The sequence below is a fragment of the Bacillus sp. GW823-FHT06B01 genome (genome assembly GCF_058952315.1).
The window spans coordinates 608,489-623,175 of sequence record NZ_JBXAHR010000001.1; the positions used below are offsets into that span (position 1 = coordinate 608,489).

General features: G+C 33.8%; 16 protein-coding genes. 4 read left to right on the forward strand and 12 right to left on the reverse strand.

Annotation, left to right across the window (positions count from 1 at the left end; all coding sequences use genetic code 11):
• Positions 1-252: 252 nt before the first annotated feature.
• The 3 genes from AC1Q8N_RS03260 to AC1Q8N_RS03270 form a co-directional block, all read right to left on the reverse strand.
• Positions 253-1,104 carry a Cof-type HAD-IIB family hydrolase gene (locus AC1Q8N_RS03260; protein ID WP_098077329.1) on the reverse strand — a complete coding sequence of 284 codons (852 nt, stop codon included), beginning with the start codon at positions 1,102-1,104 and terminating at the stop codon, positions 253-255.
• A 177-nt stretch (positions 1,105-1,281) separates the two neighbouring features.
• A complete protein-coding gene (locus AC1Q8N_RS03265) occupies positions 1,282-1,860 on the reverse strand; it encodes a cysteine dioxygenase family protein (protein ID WP_098047614.1) in 579 nt (192 codons plus the stop codon).
• Positions 1,861-1,973: 113 nt separating this feature from the next.
• On the reverse strand, positions 1,974-3,188 hold the full coding sequence (locus AC1Q8N_RS03270) for a cytochrome P450 (RefSeq protein ID WP_493521069.1): 1,215 nt from the start codon (positions 3,186-3,188) through the stop codon (positions 1,974-1,976).
• 140 nt (positions 3,189-3,328) lie between these two features.
• Between AC1Q8N_RS03270 and AC1Q8N_RS03275 the strand changes: the two genes are divergently transcribed.
• Positions 3,329-3,826, forward strand: a complete 498-nt coding sequence (locus AC1Q8N_RS03275) for a PadR family transcriptional regulator (RefSeq protein ID WP_098077319.1) — start codon at positions 3,329-3,331, stop codon at positions 3,824-3,826.
• A 102-nt stretch (positions 3,827-3,928) separates the two neighbouring features.
• Here AC1Q8N_RS03275 and AC1Q8N_RS03280 read toward each other — a convergent pair whose 3' ends face one another.
• From AC1Q8N_RS03280 to AC1Q8N_RS03305, 6 genes are all read right to left on the reverse strand, one after another.
• Positions 3,929-4,084, reverse strand: coding sequence for a DUF1540 domain-containing protein (locus AC1Q8N_RS03280; RefSeq protein WP_000046089.1), 156 nt, complete (start codon positions 4,082-4,084; stop codon positions 3,929-3,931).
• A gap of 70 nt (positions 4,085-4,154) precedes the next feature.
• Positions 4,155-4,787, reverse strand: a complete 633-nt coding sequence (locus tag AC1Q8N_RS03285) for a Vat family streptogramin A O-acetyltransferase (protein WP_098642407.1) — start codon at positions 4,785-4,787, stop codon at positions 4,155-4,157.
• The gene (locus AC1Q8N_RS03290; RefSeq protein ID WP_098642406.1) at positions 4,777-6,060 is read right to left on the reverse strand and encodes an MFS transporter; all 1,284 of its coding nucleotides are present in this window, start codon (positions 6,058-6,060) and stop codon (positions 4,777-4,779) included. Before AC1Q8N_RS03290 ends, AC1Q8N_RS03285 begins: the two co-directional genes overlap by 11 nt.
• A gap of 267 nt (positions 6,061-6,327) precedes the next feature.
• Entirely contained in the window at positions 6,328-7,563 is a 1,236-nt protein-coding gene (gene cypA / locus AC1Q8N_RS03295; protein WP_098077310.1) for a cytochrome P450, read from the reverse strand.
• A gap of 158 nt (positions 7,564-7,721) precedes the next feature.
• Positions 7,722-8,126: a hypothetical protein gene (locus tag AC1Q8N_RS03300; RefSeq protein ID WP_000282702.1), complete on the reverse strand. Its 405-nt coding sequence runs from the start codon at positions 8,124-8,126 to the stop codon at positions 7,722-7,724.
• 145 nt (positions 8,127-8,271) lie between these two features.
• Positions 8,272-9,276: a DUF1835 domain-containing protein gene (locus AC1Q8N_RS03305; RefSeq protein ID WP_493521070.1), complete on the reverse strand. Its 1,005-nt coding sequence runs from the start codon at positions 9,274-9,276 to the stop codon at positions 8,272-8,274.
• 217 nt (positions 9,277-9,493) lie between these two features.
• Here AC1Q8N_RS03305 and AC1Q8N_RS03310 point away from each other — a divergent pair, with 217 nt between their 5' ends.
• On the forward strand, positions 9,494-9,706 hold the full coding sequence (locus AC1Q8N_RS03310) for a hypothetical protein (RefSeq protein WP_048547123.1): 213 nt from the start codon (positions 9,494-9,496) through the stop codon (positions 9,704-9,706).
• A 247-nt stretch (positions 9,707-9,953) separates the two neighbouring features.
• Here AC1Q8N_RS03310 and AC1Q8N_RS03315 read toward each other — a convergent pair whose 3' ends face one another.
• The 3 genes from AC1Q8N_RS03315 to AC1Q8N_RS03325 all read right to left on the reverse strand — a co-directional run bounded on the left by AC1Q8N_RS03315 (position 9,954) and on the right by AC1Q8N_RS03325 (position 11,626).
• Entirely contained in the window at positions 9,954-10,157 is a 204-nt protein-coding gene (locus tag AC1Q8N_RS03315; RefSeq protein WP_048547121.1) for a hypothetical protein, read from the reverse strand.
• A gap of 139 nt (positions 10,158-10,296) precedes the next feature.
• Positions 10,297-10,713 (reverse strand): DUF3995 domain-containing protein, encoded by a 417-nt coding sequence (locus tag AC1Q8N_RS03320; protein ID WP_048547119.1) that lies wholly within the window; start codon positions 10,711-10,713, stop codon positions 10,297-10,299.
• Between the two features lie 142 nt (positions 10,714-10,855).
• Positions 10,856-11,626 (reverse strand): DUF3959 family protein, encoded by a 771-nt coding sequence (locus tag AC1Q8N_RS03325; protein WP_098076737.1) that lies wholly within the window; start codon positions 11,624-11,626, stop codon positions 10,856-10,858.
• A gap of 885 nt (positions 11,627-12,511) precedes the next feature.
• On the opposite strand from AC1Q8N_RS03325, the gene AC1Q8N_RS03330 reads away from it, so the two are divergent.
• Together AC1Q8N_RS03330 and AC1Q8N_RS03335 are read left to right on the forward strand one after the other, a co-directional pair.
• The gene (locus AC1Q8N_RS03330; RefSeq protein ID WP_098077302.1) at positions 12,512-13,678 is read left to right on the forward strand and encodes an oxalate decarboxylase family bicupin; all 1,167 of its coding nucleotides are present in this window, start codon (positions 12,512-12,514) and stop codon (positions 13,676-13,678) included.
• Positions 13,679-13,785: 107 nt separating this feature from the next.
• On the forward strand, positions 13,786-14,523 hold the full coding sequence (locus AC1Q8N_RS03335; RefSeq protein ID WP_098681632.1) for an alpha/beta hydrolase: 738 nt from the start codon (positions 13,786-13,788) through the stop codon (positions 14,521-14,523).
• Positions 14,524-14,687 lie beyond the last annotated feature (164 nt).

The window sequence follows — 14,687 nt, forward strand, 5'->3', positions numbered from 1 at the left end:
ACCAACCTAAAACGGGTACTCATGCAGAAACCGGATTTTAATATCAGAGTCATACACATCGATTTTAGTAGTATAAAAATACAAAAATATAAAGTTCATAAAATTTTCACAATTAGTATGAAAAATATAAACATTTATTCCAATATATTCTATATAATAAAAAGTAATAAGGCTTCTATGAATCTCATAGAATACCTTACCCCTAATAAAAAGAAAAAAAGAATCCATTTGGATTCTTTTTTTCTTTTTATATTACATTACATAATTATATAAAGCATGTGCAACACCGTGTTCTTCATTTGATAAAGTTTCGTATTTACACATTGCTTTTATTTCTTCGACTGCGTTCCCCATTGCAATTGATATGTTTGCTTTTTCCATCATGGATACATCGTTTAGCCCATCACCTATCGCTACAGTATTTTCAACTGGAATATTTAGATGTTCTGCTAAAGTATATAATCCATTTCCTTTTTGAGCATCTCGATGATTAATTTCTAAATTATGCCAATATGAAGATGTAATTGCTAAATCAGTATTATGCAGAAACGTTGCTTTTAACTTTTGTAATTTTTCTATGTTATAAGAAAATGGTAAAAGCTTATGCACATGTATATCAGTTTCTACAATCGGTTTACAACTTTCTGCACTATGAAACGCTGTATGCTCAAGGTATAAAGCTGCGATCGTTTCTAATTCTTTCAAGTCGAAATTTTCTTTTGAATTCTTCACATACTCAATTTCATTACGTACACTCTCTACTCCATAATCCGGTACATACACACCTTTATCAGTATAAAGCTGATAATATAAGCCATTCTCTTCAAGATATTCTACAATCTCAAGTGCTTGCATATTTTGAATTGGATATCTCTTCATCATTTTTTTATCTTTATATATAAGCGCACCGTTTTCCGCAATAATTGGACACTCTAAATTAACTTCTAACAACAATCTTTCAATGTCGACGATAGAACGTCCTGTACAAATTGCTACAACATGACCCGCTTCCTGACATTTTCGAATTGCTTCTGCATTCTCGTTACTAATCATTTTATTCCCTGAAAGAAGAGTTCCATCTAAATCAATTGCGATTAATTTCATTATTTCTTCACCACTTTCTATAAATACACGAGTTCATTATAAACACAAGGTATCGTTTTCATACTGATCTCGTGAAGTACCCCTTATTTATAATTTATGAAAAGCGTTTCAGGTCAAGAAATAATTAATAATAAAATCAAAAACTTTTCTTTTTAAAGAAAAGTTTTTGATTTTATACTATGAACTATAACTAATATATTTCGTCTCACACATGTACACATTCTTTTCTTCAGTTGGGACATATACTTTAAACTTTTCTAAACGTTTACCGTAAATATGAATAGTGATAACGCTTTCATTTTTAGCTATTTCAAGAATATGACAATCAGCTGGTGGAATGACTTTATCTGTTTCTCCTTCTCCCAAATAAAGATTTCCTGTATGTGTTAAATAAACAAGTGAATTTTCAAACTGCTTCGTTTGTATAAAGTTTTGCACCATTATCCTCCCTGTAAAAACGCCTTCTACTCCCCATGTACCATCATGATCATGTAAAGGTGTAGATTGTCCATCTTTCCATACAAGAGCTAATACTTCAAAACGATTAAAAGGATCTTCATATAACAAATGTCGTGCGTATTGAGCCGAATTCGCCTTCTGTTTTTCTAACGGAAGCCATGTTTTCTTTTCTAAAAGTTCTTCTAGTAATTTTTCAATCGCACAAACAATTTGATCTTCTAATAAATTACTATCCATTAAATCCGTTACAGCTTTAATGAACGTTTGAAACGTTTTACTTCCATTACACGTTAACATAAGCGTCCTCCTCCATTCTTTTTCACACATCTCCATACTAAATAATCAACTAAAAATTTACAATTGAGAAATAAAAAAACAAGGTACAGTAAATTTGTACCTTGCTGATCAATTTACCTATTATTCAAAAGAATAGGTAAATAATTTAACGTTTGTTCATTTTCCAATAGACATTTTTCTAAATTGAACAATGGAGATAACTCTATTTTTTCAAAAGCATTTATGAAAGTTCTTAATGCAATCTCAGCTTCTAAACGTGCAAGTGGTGCTCCTAAGCAAAAGTGAGCACCTTTACCAAATGTTAAATGCTTTTCATTTCCTATTCGGTGTATATTAAATTTAGAGGCTTGTGAAAACTTTTTCTCATCTAAATTTGCTGCACTTACCCACGCAACAATCATTTGATCCTTTTTCATAAAAGGCCCAAATAAATTTGTATCCTCTGTAATCCTCCTAGCTAATGTAACGGGAAATCGATAGCGCAATACTTCCTCAATTGCCTTTGAAATTAATTTAGGTTCTTCTCTTAATTCTTTATATGTTCCAGGTGAATCCACTAAAAAGCAATACAAGCTATTAATAATTAAATTAGTAGTTGTTTCATTGCCTGCCGCTAATAAACCTAAAGAAAAAGTAACAATTTCTTCATCTGTTAATCTTTCGCCTTCATATTCAGCTCGTATTAAATCCGAAATAATATCATCGGTTAAATGGTACCTCTTTCCCTGAACAATCGGTAGAAGATATGCTTTAAATTCATTTAGTGCTATACCCTTTTCCGCATCCAGATCACTAAACTTTTCTTTACTATACGGCATAAATAAAATATCAGACCATGCTTTAATTTTTTTACGGTCCGTTGTTGGCACTCCTAATAAATCGGATATGACGGTAACAGGTAAAGGTGCAGCAAACTCTTCAACAATATTAACCTCACTATATTTTTCGATATGTTCTATAAGTTCATTTGCGATTGCCTGTATTCGGGGTTTCCATTGTTCTAAACTTCTTGGAGTAAATGCTTTAGAAACGATAGAACGTACATTGCGATGTTCTGGTGGATCCGTAGAGTTTATATTTATCCTAGTTTCTAAAGGAGGGATTGCGAATTGTCTTCGCTCCCTTCTACTTGAAAATAAGCGATAATCCGATAAAACTCGATTTACATCATCGTATAAAAAAACATTCCATACATCTTGCTCTTCATCGTAATGTACAGGGTGATTATCCCTCATAAATTGATACCACTCATACGGATTCCACAATTCTTCTTTTGTTTTCAGCTTTGAAATTTCATGAACTAAAATCACATTTTCCGGCGAAGCCATAGTTCTTTCCTCCCTTTTCTTTTACAATAAAAGTGATAGGTCGGTAGTTCAAAGTTGTATAATCTAACATATGTTATTTTAACATATACTAAAGGAGATTTTTTATTGGAGAACTTGAGAAATATATAAGGGGGATTTTTATGTACGTTGACATTTTACTATTAGCAGAATTAACAACTGGACCAAAACATGGATATGAAATAAAGAAAAATGTTCAAAACCGGTTAGGTGAGAATTTCGAATTAAATCATAACACACTTTATCCCGCTCTTCGGCGCTTCGAAAATATGGGTGCTATAACGAAAAAAATACATAAACAAGTCGGAAAGCCAAACCGAAATATGTACGATATAACTGAAACAGGTGAAGAAATTTTTTCAGAGATGTTAAGAGAGTTTCCTGAAAAAATTGCGACAAATAACGCTGAGTTCCTTGTACGTATCGCTCTATTTGAAAAACTTAATTACGAAGGTAGAAAAGAAATTTTAACAATACGCCAAGACGTACTAAATAAACAGCTTACTGCTATTCAATCTTTAGATGTTAGCTCATCTTTTATTACAGAAGTTATTGAATTTAGTAAATCACGTATAGAACACGAATTACTCTGGATTACATCACTTATGAAGAAAATATAAAAATTAACAAGAAAAGTTAAAAATAATGAATGAAAATGAGATTTATTATCAATACTATAATTAATAAAAGGGCAACCACGATTTGGCTACCCTTCAAAAAATTTATACTTCTGGATCGAAAGTTTTGCAATCTGTTTCTTCCGTAGTTGATGCATGTTTCCCTTTATGACTTACTACATAAATTGCATCTGCACTACATTTATTGCCGTTAGCCCAAAATTTACAGTTGTTTACTTCACATAAAACGTCTTGTGCCATAGTATCACACCTCCTTGTTCTAATATCATTAACAAAATTCGGAGGTATGATACTCTTTGTCATGCATTTTTTATTCCCTTTTTAGTTTTCTTAATGGTTCAATGTTTCCTTGTACAATAGCATCTATATTTTCTGTTATTTTTTCAATGTCAAAATGCCACCATTGAATTTGCAATAATTCTTCTATTATTGCATTTGTAAATCTTTTCTTTATTTTATTTGCAGGGTTTCCGCCAACAATTGTATATGGTGCGACGTCTCTAGTCACAACAGATTTAGCTGCAATGATTGCACCATCCCCTATTTTTATTCCAGGCATAATCGTTGTATCCATACCAATCCATACGTCATTTCCTATAACTGTATCACCTTTGTAAGGTAAATCAGACAAATTAGGTGTATACTTCTCCCACCCATTTCCAAATATATTAAATGGATATGCCGAAAATCCATCCATCCGATGATTCGCTCCGTTCATAATAAAGGTAACTCCATTTGCAATACAACAAAACTTTCCAATAGTAAGATGATCTCCAAGAAATTCATAATGATGTAATACTCGATCTTCAAATGTTTCTCCATCTTTCGCATCATAATAAGAATAGTCACCAACAAGTATATTAGCTTTCGTTATTGTATTTTTTATAAAATGAACGTTTTGATTTCCTTCAATTGGGTATTTTACATTTGGATTAGGATTCATGTTGTACAGCACTTCCTTTACCATTTATTTCATTTTCTACCGCTATTACTGGCTTTAAATTGTATATAGGTAAAATAAATAATAATCCAATTATAAATAGTAAAGCTGTGCCCTCATACATCGTACTTAATGAGAACACCTCTTTTAATGAACCAGCAATACTCATTGTTACTACCATTGAACCGGTGAATAGTGGACTTAAAATGCCATTTACACGACCAATAAAATCTGTATCGCTGTTTTGAATAATGAGCGTATTAATACCTATTTGGATACATGGAAGAGCTAACCCACTAAAAAGTTGTGCTGTAAGTGTCACCCATAAATTCGTCGAATAACCAATAATACCAATGCCGATTGCCTGACCGAGCATCCCTACAATTAACATCTTTTGCGGAGCAACATTTTTCGCAAATACCATCGCTAAAGCGCCGCCAACAATCATACCCGCGCCATTTACTGTTAGTAACCATTGCAAACTCTCTTTTGATAACCCTAACTGCTCAGTCACAATAAATATACCTAATGGCTGAATCAATCCTATACCTAGTCCTGCTGCCATAAAACAAAGCCCAAGCAAAGTTAATGCTTTTTTCTTTTTTACGTATTTAATACCGTCTAGCATTTCCTGTAACAACGTGATTTCTTTTTTCTCATTTTTATTCTCAAGATCTTTCGGAAGAAATAACAACACAGCTGCTGCCAGTAAAAAAGCGATACCTGTTATGATAATTGAAATATAAATTCCAAAACTATGAAAGATAAATGTTCCAAGAATCGGTCCTAACACCATAAAAATCGCAAATATTGTTTGATATATAGACATCGCTAATTGGATTTGTTCCGTTGATAAATGCTGTTTAAACAATTTCATACCTGATGGTTGAGAAAACTGCGAAAGGATTGCAGAAATAAGCGTGACAAAAAACACGATTTTCCATGTTCCAAACATAAGTGTAATTAATACAGCGAATACTGAAATGGAACTTAACGTTTCACACCATATCATTGTCTTCTTTGGCTTCCACCTATCAGCAAAGGTTCCACCTATAAAGGAAAAGATGAAAATTGGAGCAAACTCAGCAACCGAAATCATTGAAATAGCAAAAGCATCACCTTTCGTCATTTCCATTACATATAGTAATACCGCAAAGTTCCGAACCCATATTCCAATTTGTAAAAACAATGCTGATGCAAGAATTCCTTGCACAAACCGATTTTTTAATACTTGTGATACCCCATTGTTTTGTTTCGTTACTACATTTGTCGACATAAAAAAGCCTCCTATTTCATGTTCTGAACAGGAGGCAGCACAAATCATATAAAAAGACTATATATTCGCAGAGCGAAATACATCCCTTTTCTATAAATGCACAGACTAATCCTATTCAGAAGAATATTTCGTTTTTTTAACGAAGATCTCTTACAAATAGAATTAGTTGATCATTGGGATGTTTTCACCCTTCCGTTTCGAATTTAAATAACACATACATACTCTATGTAAATCATTTTCTATGTATGCATGTCTACAATAAATATTCTAGAATGTTAATGGTAATTCCTCTAAAGAACGCATTAAATAATTACCCTGCCATTTCATTTCTTCACGGTTACCTTTTATTTTTAGTTCAGGCATTCGATTAAATAAAGTAGTAATAGCAATCTTGGCTTCTAACTTAGCAAGTGGAGCACCTAAGCAGAAATGGCTACCATGGCCAAATGCAATATGACGATTATTCTCCCGAGTAATATCGAATACTTCCGGATTTTCAAATACAGTTTCATCACGGTTTGCAGAAGCTAATGCAATGACAACCATATCTCCTCTTTCGATTGTTCGGTCGTGAATTTGAAAAGGTTCATCTGCCCATCTTGAAGTTGTAACCTCAACTGGAGAATAATATCGTAATCCTTCCTCAATAGCTGCATCAATTAATTTTGGATCTTCTTTTAATAACTGTAATTGATCCGGATTTTCGAGAAGTGCTAATACCGTATTTGTTATTAAATTTACCGTTGTCTCATGACCCGCCACAATTAGTAACATTATCATTGAATATAGTTCTCGGGCGCTAAGTTTATGCCCTTCACTTTCCACAAGTATTAATGCACTCACCAAGTCTTCTTTTGGCTCTTTTCGTTTATTATCAACTAAATATTGGAGATATGTAATAAACTCAGATAGTTGCTTTTCGGTTTCTTTTATTTCTTCTGGCGTTTCTGGGTAAGCAATGACAGCATGAGACCAAATTCTAAATTTCGCTTGATCTTCTTTTGGAATGCCGAGCATTTCACTTATTACAATAATCGGTAAAGGAAACGAGTAATCATCAACAAGATTTAATGAACTTTTTCGCTCGACTTCATTTAACAAATCATCTGCAATATCCTGTATTCTTCCTCCCAATTGTGTGATCATCTTCGGTGTAAAAGCTTTTTGTACGAGTGATCGTAAACGATTGTGGTTAGGTGGATCTGAATTTAGCATGTGCGTCGTTAAATAATCACTATTATCAACAGTAAGAAAGACATTCAATGTATCTTGAGAAAATACATTGGCCGGATCTTTTTTTAAGCGATTATCTTTTAATAGTGGCAAAGCATCTTCATATCTTGTAATAAGCCACTCTGCACCTAATTCAGTTTTATTCACAAATAAGATAGGTTGCACTTTTCTAGATTCTTTATAAATTTCATACGCATCTTCTTTAAACTGAGCTGAAGCTAAATTAATACCATCCTCTATTCTTAGCCCAACTTTGTTTTTCATTGACATTGTATTCCCTCACTCTCATTTGTTTTTGAAAACCAACCAACATATGCATTATACTCTAATAAAAACGCAAAAATTGTAAATTTTCATTCAAAACCTTACTTCGTATATTGAAAAATAAAAAGTGAGAGAGTAAAATCCTTCTACTCTCTCACTCTTCTTTACGCAAAACACATGAAATTACTAATTTGTTGATAGCGATAACTTACTTTACGACGGCGACCACCTTGCCAAGTGTAACCTGAAACCCCATTTCTCCTCACTTCAGTCGGGAAGAACCATAAGTCTCTTCCGAAAGGTCCAGGACGATGCAAACGTAAATATCCCCATCTTCCTAGACAGTTACACATCCATGATTTCATATTCCCTGCTTGAGCTGGAGAAGCAAATGTAGACGGTAACGACGGCGCTTGTGACGGTGGTGGTGACGTTGGAGCATCTTCCGCATCATCTGGTCTATAATCTTCTTGTTCCATATCTCTCACTTCATTTACAGATTCATACCCGTAGTTTTGTGGATTATAATACATCCCTTGATCATATGGATAATTTTGCTGGTTATACATATTAACAAATCACCTACTTTTCATTCAGTACCTTTAACATTCATATGTAATATGCGCTCTATAGGAAGCTTATGTTATAGCCCAAATTCAATTTAAAAACCTCGTATTATTTAAATACGAGGTTTTTAAAAATAAAATGTATTTATTATTTCCTTAACTTTACACTATAAAAACGCATTTCTTTTAGTGAACCTTCAAATTCAAATACGTCTTGTTTAATTAATTCCTTTAAGCGATATTCTAAAAACGTATCGCCAACTAACTGCTCTACAAGACCAAGCGCTTCACCAATTACTCTTGGAGCTTTTAGGAATTCTCGATCAGCACCTATACTTTTCGCACATTCAATAATAAATTGATCAAAATAATCTTCTTGTACAGAACGCACTTCATTGTCTGTCCAAACTCTTAAAAATTCCGTACTTTTCGATAGACTATCCCACTCATGTTCAAACTGCATACGTTTCTCTACAGTTAAATATGGAAATTCTACAAAACTTTTTTGAATTAGAGCTAAACTTTCAGGTGCTAACTCTCCAGTTCCACGAATAGCATACTCTTTTTTTAATATTTCTTTACTTGCTTCAGACGTATTAATAACGCGAATGTTTTTCTTATCTTTTAATTGCGCCATTACAAAACATAAGCCTACATGTTCATGTGCGTTATTAGCTTTCCAAATTGTAATAGGTGTTTCAATAGGAATAGTGTGTAGTTCTTCCATAGTTTCTAAAAACCTTGGTAAATACTCTTCTTCAAAATAATTATCATAAGCAGTTAAATTGTTTACTAACCATTTCTGTCTTGCAAGTTGTCCCTCATTCATATGTAGCTTGTTTATCGGCCCAATTGAAAAGAATTCAGAAAAAGCGACAATCCTCTCTTCCAATTGTTCTTCTTGACTAAGCATATATTTTAAACATCCAGCTGTTGAATCATCAAACCCAATATGTACGTGTGTGCTTTCTTTTACATTTCTTATATATGATGTATTACTCGTTAGTTGCTTAGGAATATCCATCAAATTTTTAATTGCATCTTCACTATAGTTTTCTTCTAATAAATTCAACTGAATAAGAATACTTTGAAGTAAATGTTTTGCTTCATCTTCGTACATATCCTCTACAATATTTTTGATATTATCTATCATACAAATCCCTCTATTCATTTCATAAATAACGTATATTATAGTGTATCATTCTTTTAAAGTTTTTTTAAGTAAAAGCATTTATTATTCAGATTGCTACAGCTATCCACATTTTCAACAAAATCTCTCCTACAATTCTTAATTACTAAATATTCTTTTGTAAATCCTTTTATTTAAATGTATAATTATATAGAAAATAAAAAATATAGGAGCTATATGTATGGAGAAAGCGATTACTACTTATAAACATTATTTGAAAAATTGGAGATTTATATTTATTTGTATATTACCTACTATCGCCTTATTATATGTTTTCGATGTCATCTTTGAATTACTATTTCATCAAGATTTCTATTTATCTAACTTAATTTTTGCTATTATTTTATTTTTAATATTTATGAGCATCAAAGATATGTTTAAAATTGAAAGTTAAAGAGCAGGATAAAAAAAGAGCACCCTGCAATCGGATGCTCTCATGTGATAGAGGTTTTTTCTGAGTATTAAGTAGGACACGAAGGTCTTGTCCTACAATATAATATATGCTTGTACTTATTTTATTGTGCATCTATTAAACATCAAATGTATACGTATTGCTAAAAATTCTGCTCATTTATTAATTGCATAATTATTATATTTACACATAAAAAACATCCCTATGGATGTTTTTTATGTACCGATTTTTAAGCTTCCATAAACTTAGCCGGTACACCAATTTTTTCAACTACAGAAGATATATTAGTAGGATTAATCATTACATTTTCAATACTAACTAATTTATTTTCTAATAGTCCATTCTCTGTAGTAATAAGTTCTTCAAACCGATCTAAAGTCATCGAGAATTTATATTCACTTCCGCCATTCATACAGACTTTAACATACTTCATAGTGTCACCGCCTTTCATAATAATCTATATTTCGACAAGAAGACGCTTACATCCTTTTTATTTACTACTAGATTTCTCACTTTTACTCCTTGCTAATTCACGTTTATTTATTTTAGAAAAAGCAGTTACTATTTTATGTTCACATTATAATTGCGAGTAAAAATGATAAAGATAGAAATGCACAAAGTGGTATAAATAAAACAGTATCCATTTTAGCAAAATGTGTATCTTTTTCGCGTTTAAAAATACCAAAATAACGAAACTCACCAATTACTCTTATGAAAAACACAATCATACAAACCCAAGATCCCATTCGAACAATAATATTATGAAATGCGAAATGAACAAGATTTGTTTGTTGTAATAAAATTATTGCGGCCGTACTTAATAATAAAGCAATAAACAATGTCATTCCTACACTTGGTATAAACGCCTTTTCTCCAGCTTTTGTTGGAATGACACTATTTGTCGCCCACTTACCTCCGAAAGCCCAGTAAACATGTAAAAAGCTAACTAAAAATAATATACAGACAGAAATATATGTAATAATAAGCATTTTGTCCTCCTATTATTTTATTTAAGTCTTCAACTTCAGAGTATGCTATAAATTCCACCTTAGCAATCTATATTTAATAACATAAAAACCCCTTAATGATTTTTCGTAAAATTGATTAATCATTAAGGGGCTTTTCACTTTACTACGCATTATACCTATTTCTACGACGTTCCATCCTCGTTTGTCCTTTAGCAGTACCTTCTTGATATTGATCTATTTGCTCTCTTATTTCATATGTTGCAGCTGGAGCTGGTTCTTCGTAATTATGCTCACGTATTTTTTCTGGTGTTTTTCGTTTTGATCCTTTTCCACCAAACTTATATAATTTCATCTTTAATTTCGGTAATTTTGGAAGTGGAATCTTAAATGATAGCTTTTTGCGTTTCTTTTTTTGTTGAAATAGATTTATATTTTCTTTATTATCTTCCTCTTTACGGTGTAATAACATGGCAATTAACCCGCCTAATATAAGCCCGCCAACTAAAAGCATAAGGTATTTGAAATTACTTATCATTAAACTCGACATACGTTCAAGTATGACTAACGACTGTACTTCTTTAATATCCCAAAGTAAAGCGGCCCATAATGAGAATAAACCGAAAGTAAGTCCATATGTACGAAAACGGAATAAACATGGAATTAAAGCGACACAAGCGGCGATTTTCGCATTCCCTATTATTGAACTTGTTGAAATATCTTGATGCCAAATTACTAACAGTAATGTTATAAATGGCGCATAAGCTATCCAGCTACATATACGTGAATATATTTTTTTCGCAAAATAGCTACCAAAACTAGTAAAAAATAAAAGGCCTCCAATATATAAAGATTGTTCTAGTGGGATTTGCTTCATAATTCCTGCAACTGGAAAGAGGCCGCTCAATAGCATTAATAGCACATCCAACTTCTTCACAATTCCTCATTCCTTTCAAATTTCTTTTGAATCAATTCATATTACTTTTCCAAATAAAATGTTTTTATTACTAAAAAACATCTTAATCCTGTATGCAAATAAAGTAAATACGTAAAATAGCAGATACATGACAAATGATATCCTTATTTACATGAAAAAATGACAAATCCTGATCGATATAAGGAGCAGGATTTGTCTGTTATTATTTACAGTAGAATAATTGAATCTTTCTTTTCTATCTTTATTATATCTACATCCAGTTCATCATCAAACTCTTTAAACTCTCTTGCATCTATATCCGTCATATCGCGAATATTTTTATAAGTAATTCGTATAAGTGTGATTTCGTTAATTAAAGCTGTTTTAAAGAAGACATATCAGCGATAATTTATGTCTATTCTGTATAAGTGTTAGCAAGTTCGTTTGCAAACTTGTTAGCACTTTTTTATTTTTCTTCTATTAAAAAACTTAATTGTATCTCTTCTATTACACATCACTTTTACTGCCACTATGATGAAAATCATCAATTAAAGAAAATAATTATAATAGTCACTTTCTTAACACACATATTTTTTAAATTATTCTCAGGCTGTAAAATTCGTATTTTTGTTGGTGCTACCCCATGCCCATCAACCTAAGATTTTTAATTCCCCCCATAACGAAAATTTTATACATCGTTGACTATTGATAATGATGCGTTATGTAAACCTTGCATGAATAAGTTAAATATCGTCATTTCCTCGCTTCTCCCTATATTTTGTATATTGGCATACCAAACATGCTTATATCATATATTGGTACAAGCAATCATATATACATTATGGTACATAAAACAATAATCAAGGTAGTACAGTACCAGATTGTAAGGAGAGAGGAGCATGTTTTATGGAATCACGACCTACGAAGAAAACTGGGCATAGGAATATACCGCAGCCTATAAGAGATGATGGTGCTGGTGCGACCGATCTTGGCCCCCGGGACGTCATGCGGGATATTGAAAATCCTGATATGCTAGTTCCGCCAGCCACTGATGCGGGATTGATCCCTAACTTAAAGTTCTCTTTCTCCGACACACATATGCAATTAAATCATGGCGGCTGGTCTCGGGAAGTGACAATAAGAGAACTACCAATTGCGACAACTCTTGCAGGCGTTAATATGCGTCTGACACCAGGTGGTGTGCGAGAGTTACACTGGCATCAACAAGTAGAGTGGGCTTATATGATTTTAGGTCGGGCACGTATTACCGTGGTTGATCAGAATGGGCAGAACTTTATAGCAGATGTCGAGGCAGGTGATTTATGGTATTTCCCCCCGGGAATTCCACATTCAATTCAAGGACTAGAGGAAGGCTGTGAGTTTCTTCTTGTTTTCGATGATGGCAATTTCTCGGATCTTAACACCCTATCTATCTCAGATTGGTTCGCGCGCACACCAAAAGATGTATTGGCGAAGAATTTTGGTGTATTGGAAAACGCCTTTGCCCATATCCCAACACATCAACGATATATTTTCCAAGAACAGGTACCCGGACCCCTGGAAACCCAGAAAGTACCGGATCCTTACGGTACTGTGCCAGAGAGCTTTACATATAAACTACTTTCACAAAAGCCGATAGTAACCCCAGGTGGAACTGTACGAATAGTTGATTCTTCTAACTTCCCTATTTCAACTAATATCGCAGCAGCACTGGTTGAAATTAAACCCGGCGGAATGAGGGAAATGCATTGGCACCCGAATAACGATGAGTGGCAATATTACCTCACAGGTATGGGTCGTATGACTGTGATGGGAAGTAATGGTAATGCTCGCACATTCAATTACCGTGCTGGTGATGTAGGATACGTACCGTTTGCTTTCGGACACTATATTGAAAACACCGGTGACGAAAGCCTTTGGTTTCTAGAGATGTTCAAGAGTGACCGCTTCGCTGATGTGTCGTTGAATCAGTGGATGGCATTAACTCCGCATGAGTTGGTTCAGGACAATTTGCATGTAGGAAGCGAGCTGATGGACGTGCTGCGAAAACAAAAATGGCCTGTCGTCAAATAGAAGATTGTGTTTTCCGTTGTTAACTATTCATTCATCTGGATTCTAAATCAGATATTCCCCCCTAGCTTCGCTTCAAAAAGTATTGATAAAAGAAAGGACGATGAAATATGTATCGTAAATTGACCTTCGTCATTATTCATGGTTCCTGGGCTGACGTCAGCCAATTTGATGGAGTCGCTGCCGAGCTTCACAAGCTTGGCCATTCGGTTTATGTGCCTGAATATCCAGGTCACGGTGTCCTGACAGACAATAACGTAACTCACGAGCAAATCACGAATGCAGTCATCGAATATATCGAGAAAAGAGGTTTGAAACATATCGTTTTGCTCGGACATAGCTTCGGCGGAACGATTGTCGCAACAGTAGCCCAGCAAATCCCGCATCGAATTGACCGTCTCGTATTTTCTAACGCATTTGTTCCTCTAGACGGACAAAGCTTGTACGATCAACTTCCGCCGCCTCTTCAAGAAACATTCAAACAACTGACCGATGCTTCAGGTAACAATACGATCATGCTTCCATTTCTACTGTTCCGCGATGCCTTCACAAACACAGCCACCTTAGAAGAAGCGACATCGATGTACCACAAAATTATACCGGAACCTGCAGGGCCTTTATTTCAAAAGCTAAATTTGAAAAAGTTCTACAATCTACAAATTCCGAAAAGCTATCTCAATCTGACGGAAGATATCGCTCTTCCGCCCGGATCATTTGCTTGGCATACGAATCAATCCAGTCATCTCGGTTTTTACCGATACATTGAAGGCAACGGAGACCACTTTACGACCTTCTTCAGGGAACCGAAAATGATCGCCAAGAAATTCGTGGAAGCCGGCAGACCATAAATAACAACACCGAGGGTTTGAAGCCCTCCAGACTGAACGATCACAAAAAAATCTACGTTTAATGTGGGGTTCAATCGAGATACGTGCAAATTTCGATTGAGCCCCTTTTTTAGCTTGATGACGGTATCCCATCGCTATCAAGCTAAGAAAAAGAAATGCGCCCT

What these genes read in the sequence shown, in the direction of transcription:
- AC1Q8N_RS03260 (WP_098077329.1), bottom strand. Translation starts at nt 1,104, where the DNA reads ATGAAATTAATCGCAATTGATTTAGATGGAACTCTTCTTTCAGGGAAT.
- AC1Q8N_RS03265 (WP_098047614.1), bottom strand. Translation starts at nt 1,860, where the DNA reads ATGTTAACGTGTAATGGAAGTAAAACGTTTCAAACGTTCATTAAAGCT.
- AC1Q8N_RS03270 (WP_493521069.1), bottom strand. Translation starts at nt 3,188, where the DNA reads ATGGCTTCGCCGGAAAATGTGATTTTAGTTCATGAAATTTCAAAGCTG.
- AC1Q8N_RS03275 (WP_098077319.1), top strand. Translation starts at nt 3,329, where the DNA reads ATGTACGTTGACATTTTACTATTAGCAGAATTAACAACTGGACCAAAA.
- AC1Q8N_RS03280 (WP_000046089.1), bottom strand. Translation starts at nt 4,084, where the DNA reads ATGGCACAAGACGTTTTATGTGAAGTAAACAACTGTAAATTTTGGGCT.
- AC1Q8N_RS03285 (WP_098642407.1), bottom strand. Translation starts at nt 4,787, where the DNA reads ATGAATCCTAATCCAAATGTAAAATACCCAATTGAAGGAAATCAAAAC.
- AC1Q8N_RS03290 (WP_098642406.1), bottom strand. Translation starts at nt 6,060, where the DNA reads ATGTCGACAAATGTAGTAACGAAACAAAACAATGGGGTATCACAAGTA.
- cypA (WP_098077310.1), bottom strand. Translation starts at nt 7,563, where the DNA reads ATGTCAATGAAAAACAAAGTTGGGCTAAGAATAGAGGATGGTATTAAT.
- AC1Q8N_RS03300 (WP_000282702.1), bottom strand. Translation starts at nt 8,126, where the DNA reads ATGTATAACCAGCAAAATTATCCATATGATCAAGGGATGTATTATAAT.
- AC1Q8N_RS03305 (WP_493521070.1), bottom strand. Translation starts at nt 9,276, where the DNA reads ATGATAGATAATATCAAAAATATTGTAGAGGATATGTACGAAGATGAA.
- AC1Q8N_RS03310 (WP_048547123.1), top strand. Translation starts at nt 9,494, where the DNA reads ATGGAGAAAGCGATTACTACTTATAAACATTATTTGAAAAATTGGAGA.
- AC1Q8N_RS03315 (WP_048547121.1), bottom strand. Translation starts at nt 10,157, where the DNA reads ATGAAGTATGTTAAAGTCTGTATGAATGGCGGAAGTGAATATAAATTC.
- AC1Q8N_RS03320 (WP_048547119.1), bottom strand. Translation starts at nt 10,713, where the DNA reads ATGCTTATTATTACATATATTTCTGTCTGTATATTATTTTTAGTTAGC.
- AC1Q8N_RS03330 (WP_098077302.1), top strand. Translation starts at nt 12,512, where the DNA reads ATGGAATCACGACCTACGAAGAAAACTGGGCATAGGAATATACCGCAG.
- AC1Q8N_RS03335 (WP_098681632.1), top strand. Translation starts at nt 13,786, where the DNA reads ATGTATCGTAAATTGACCTTCGTCATTATTCATGGTTCCTGGGCTGAC.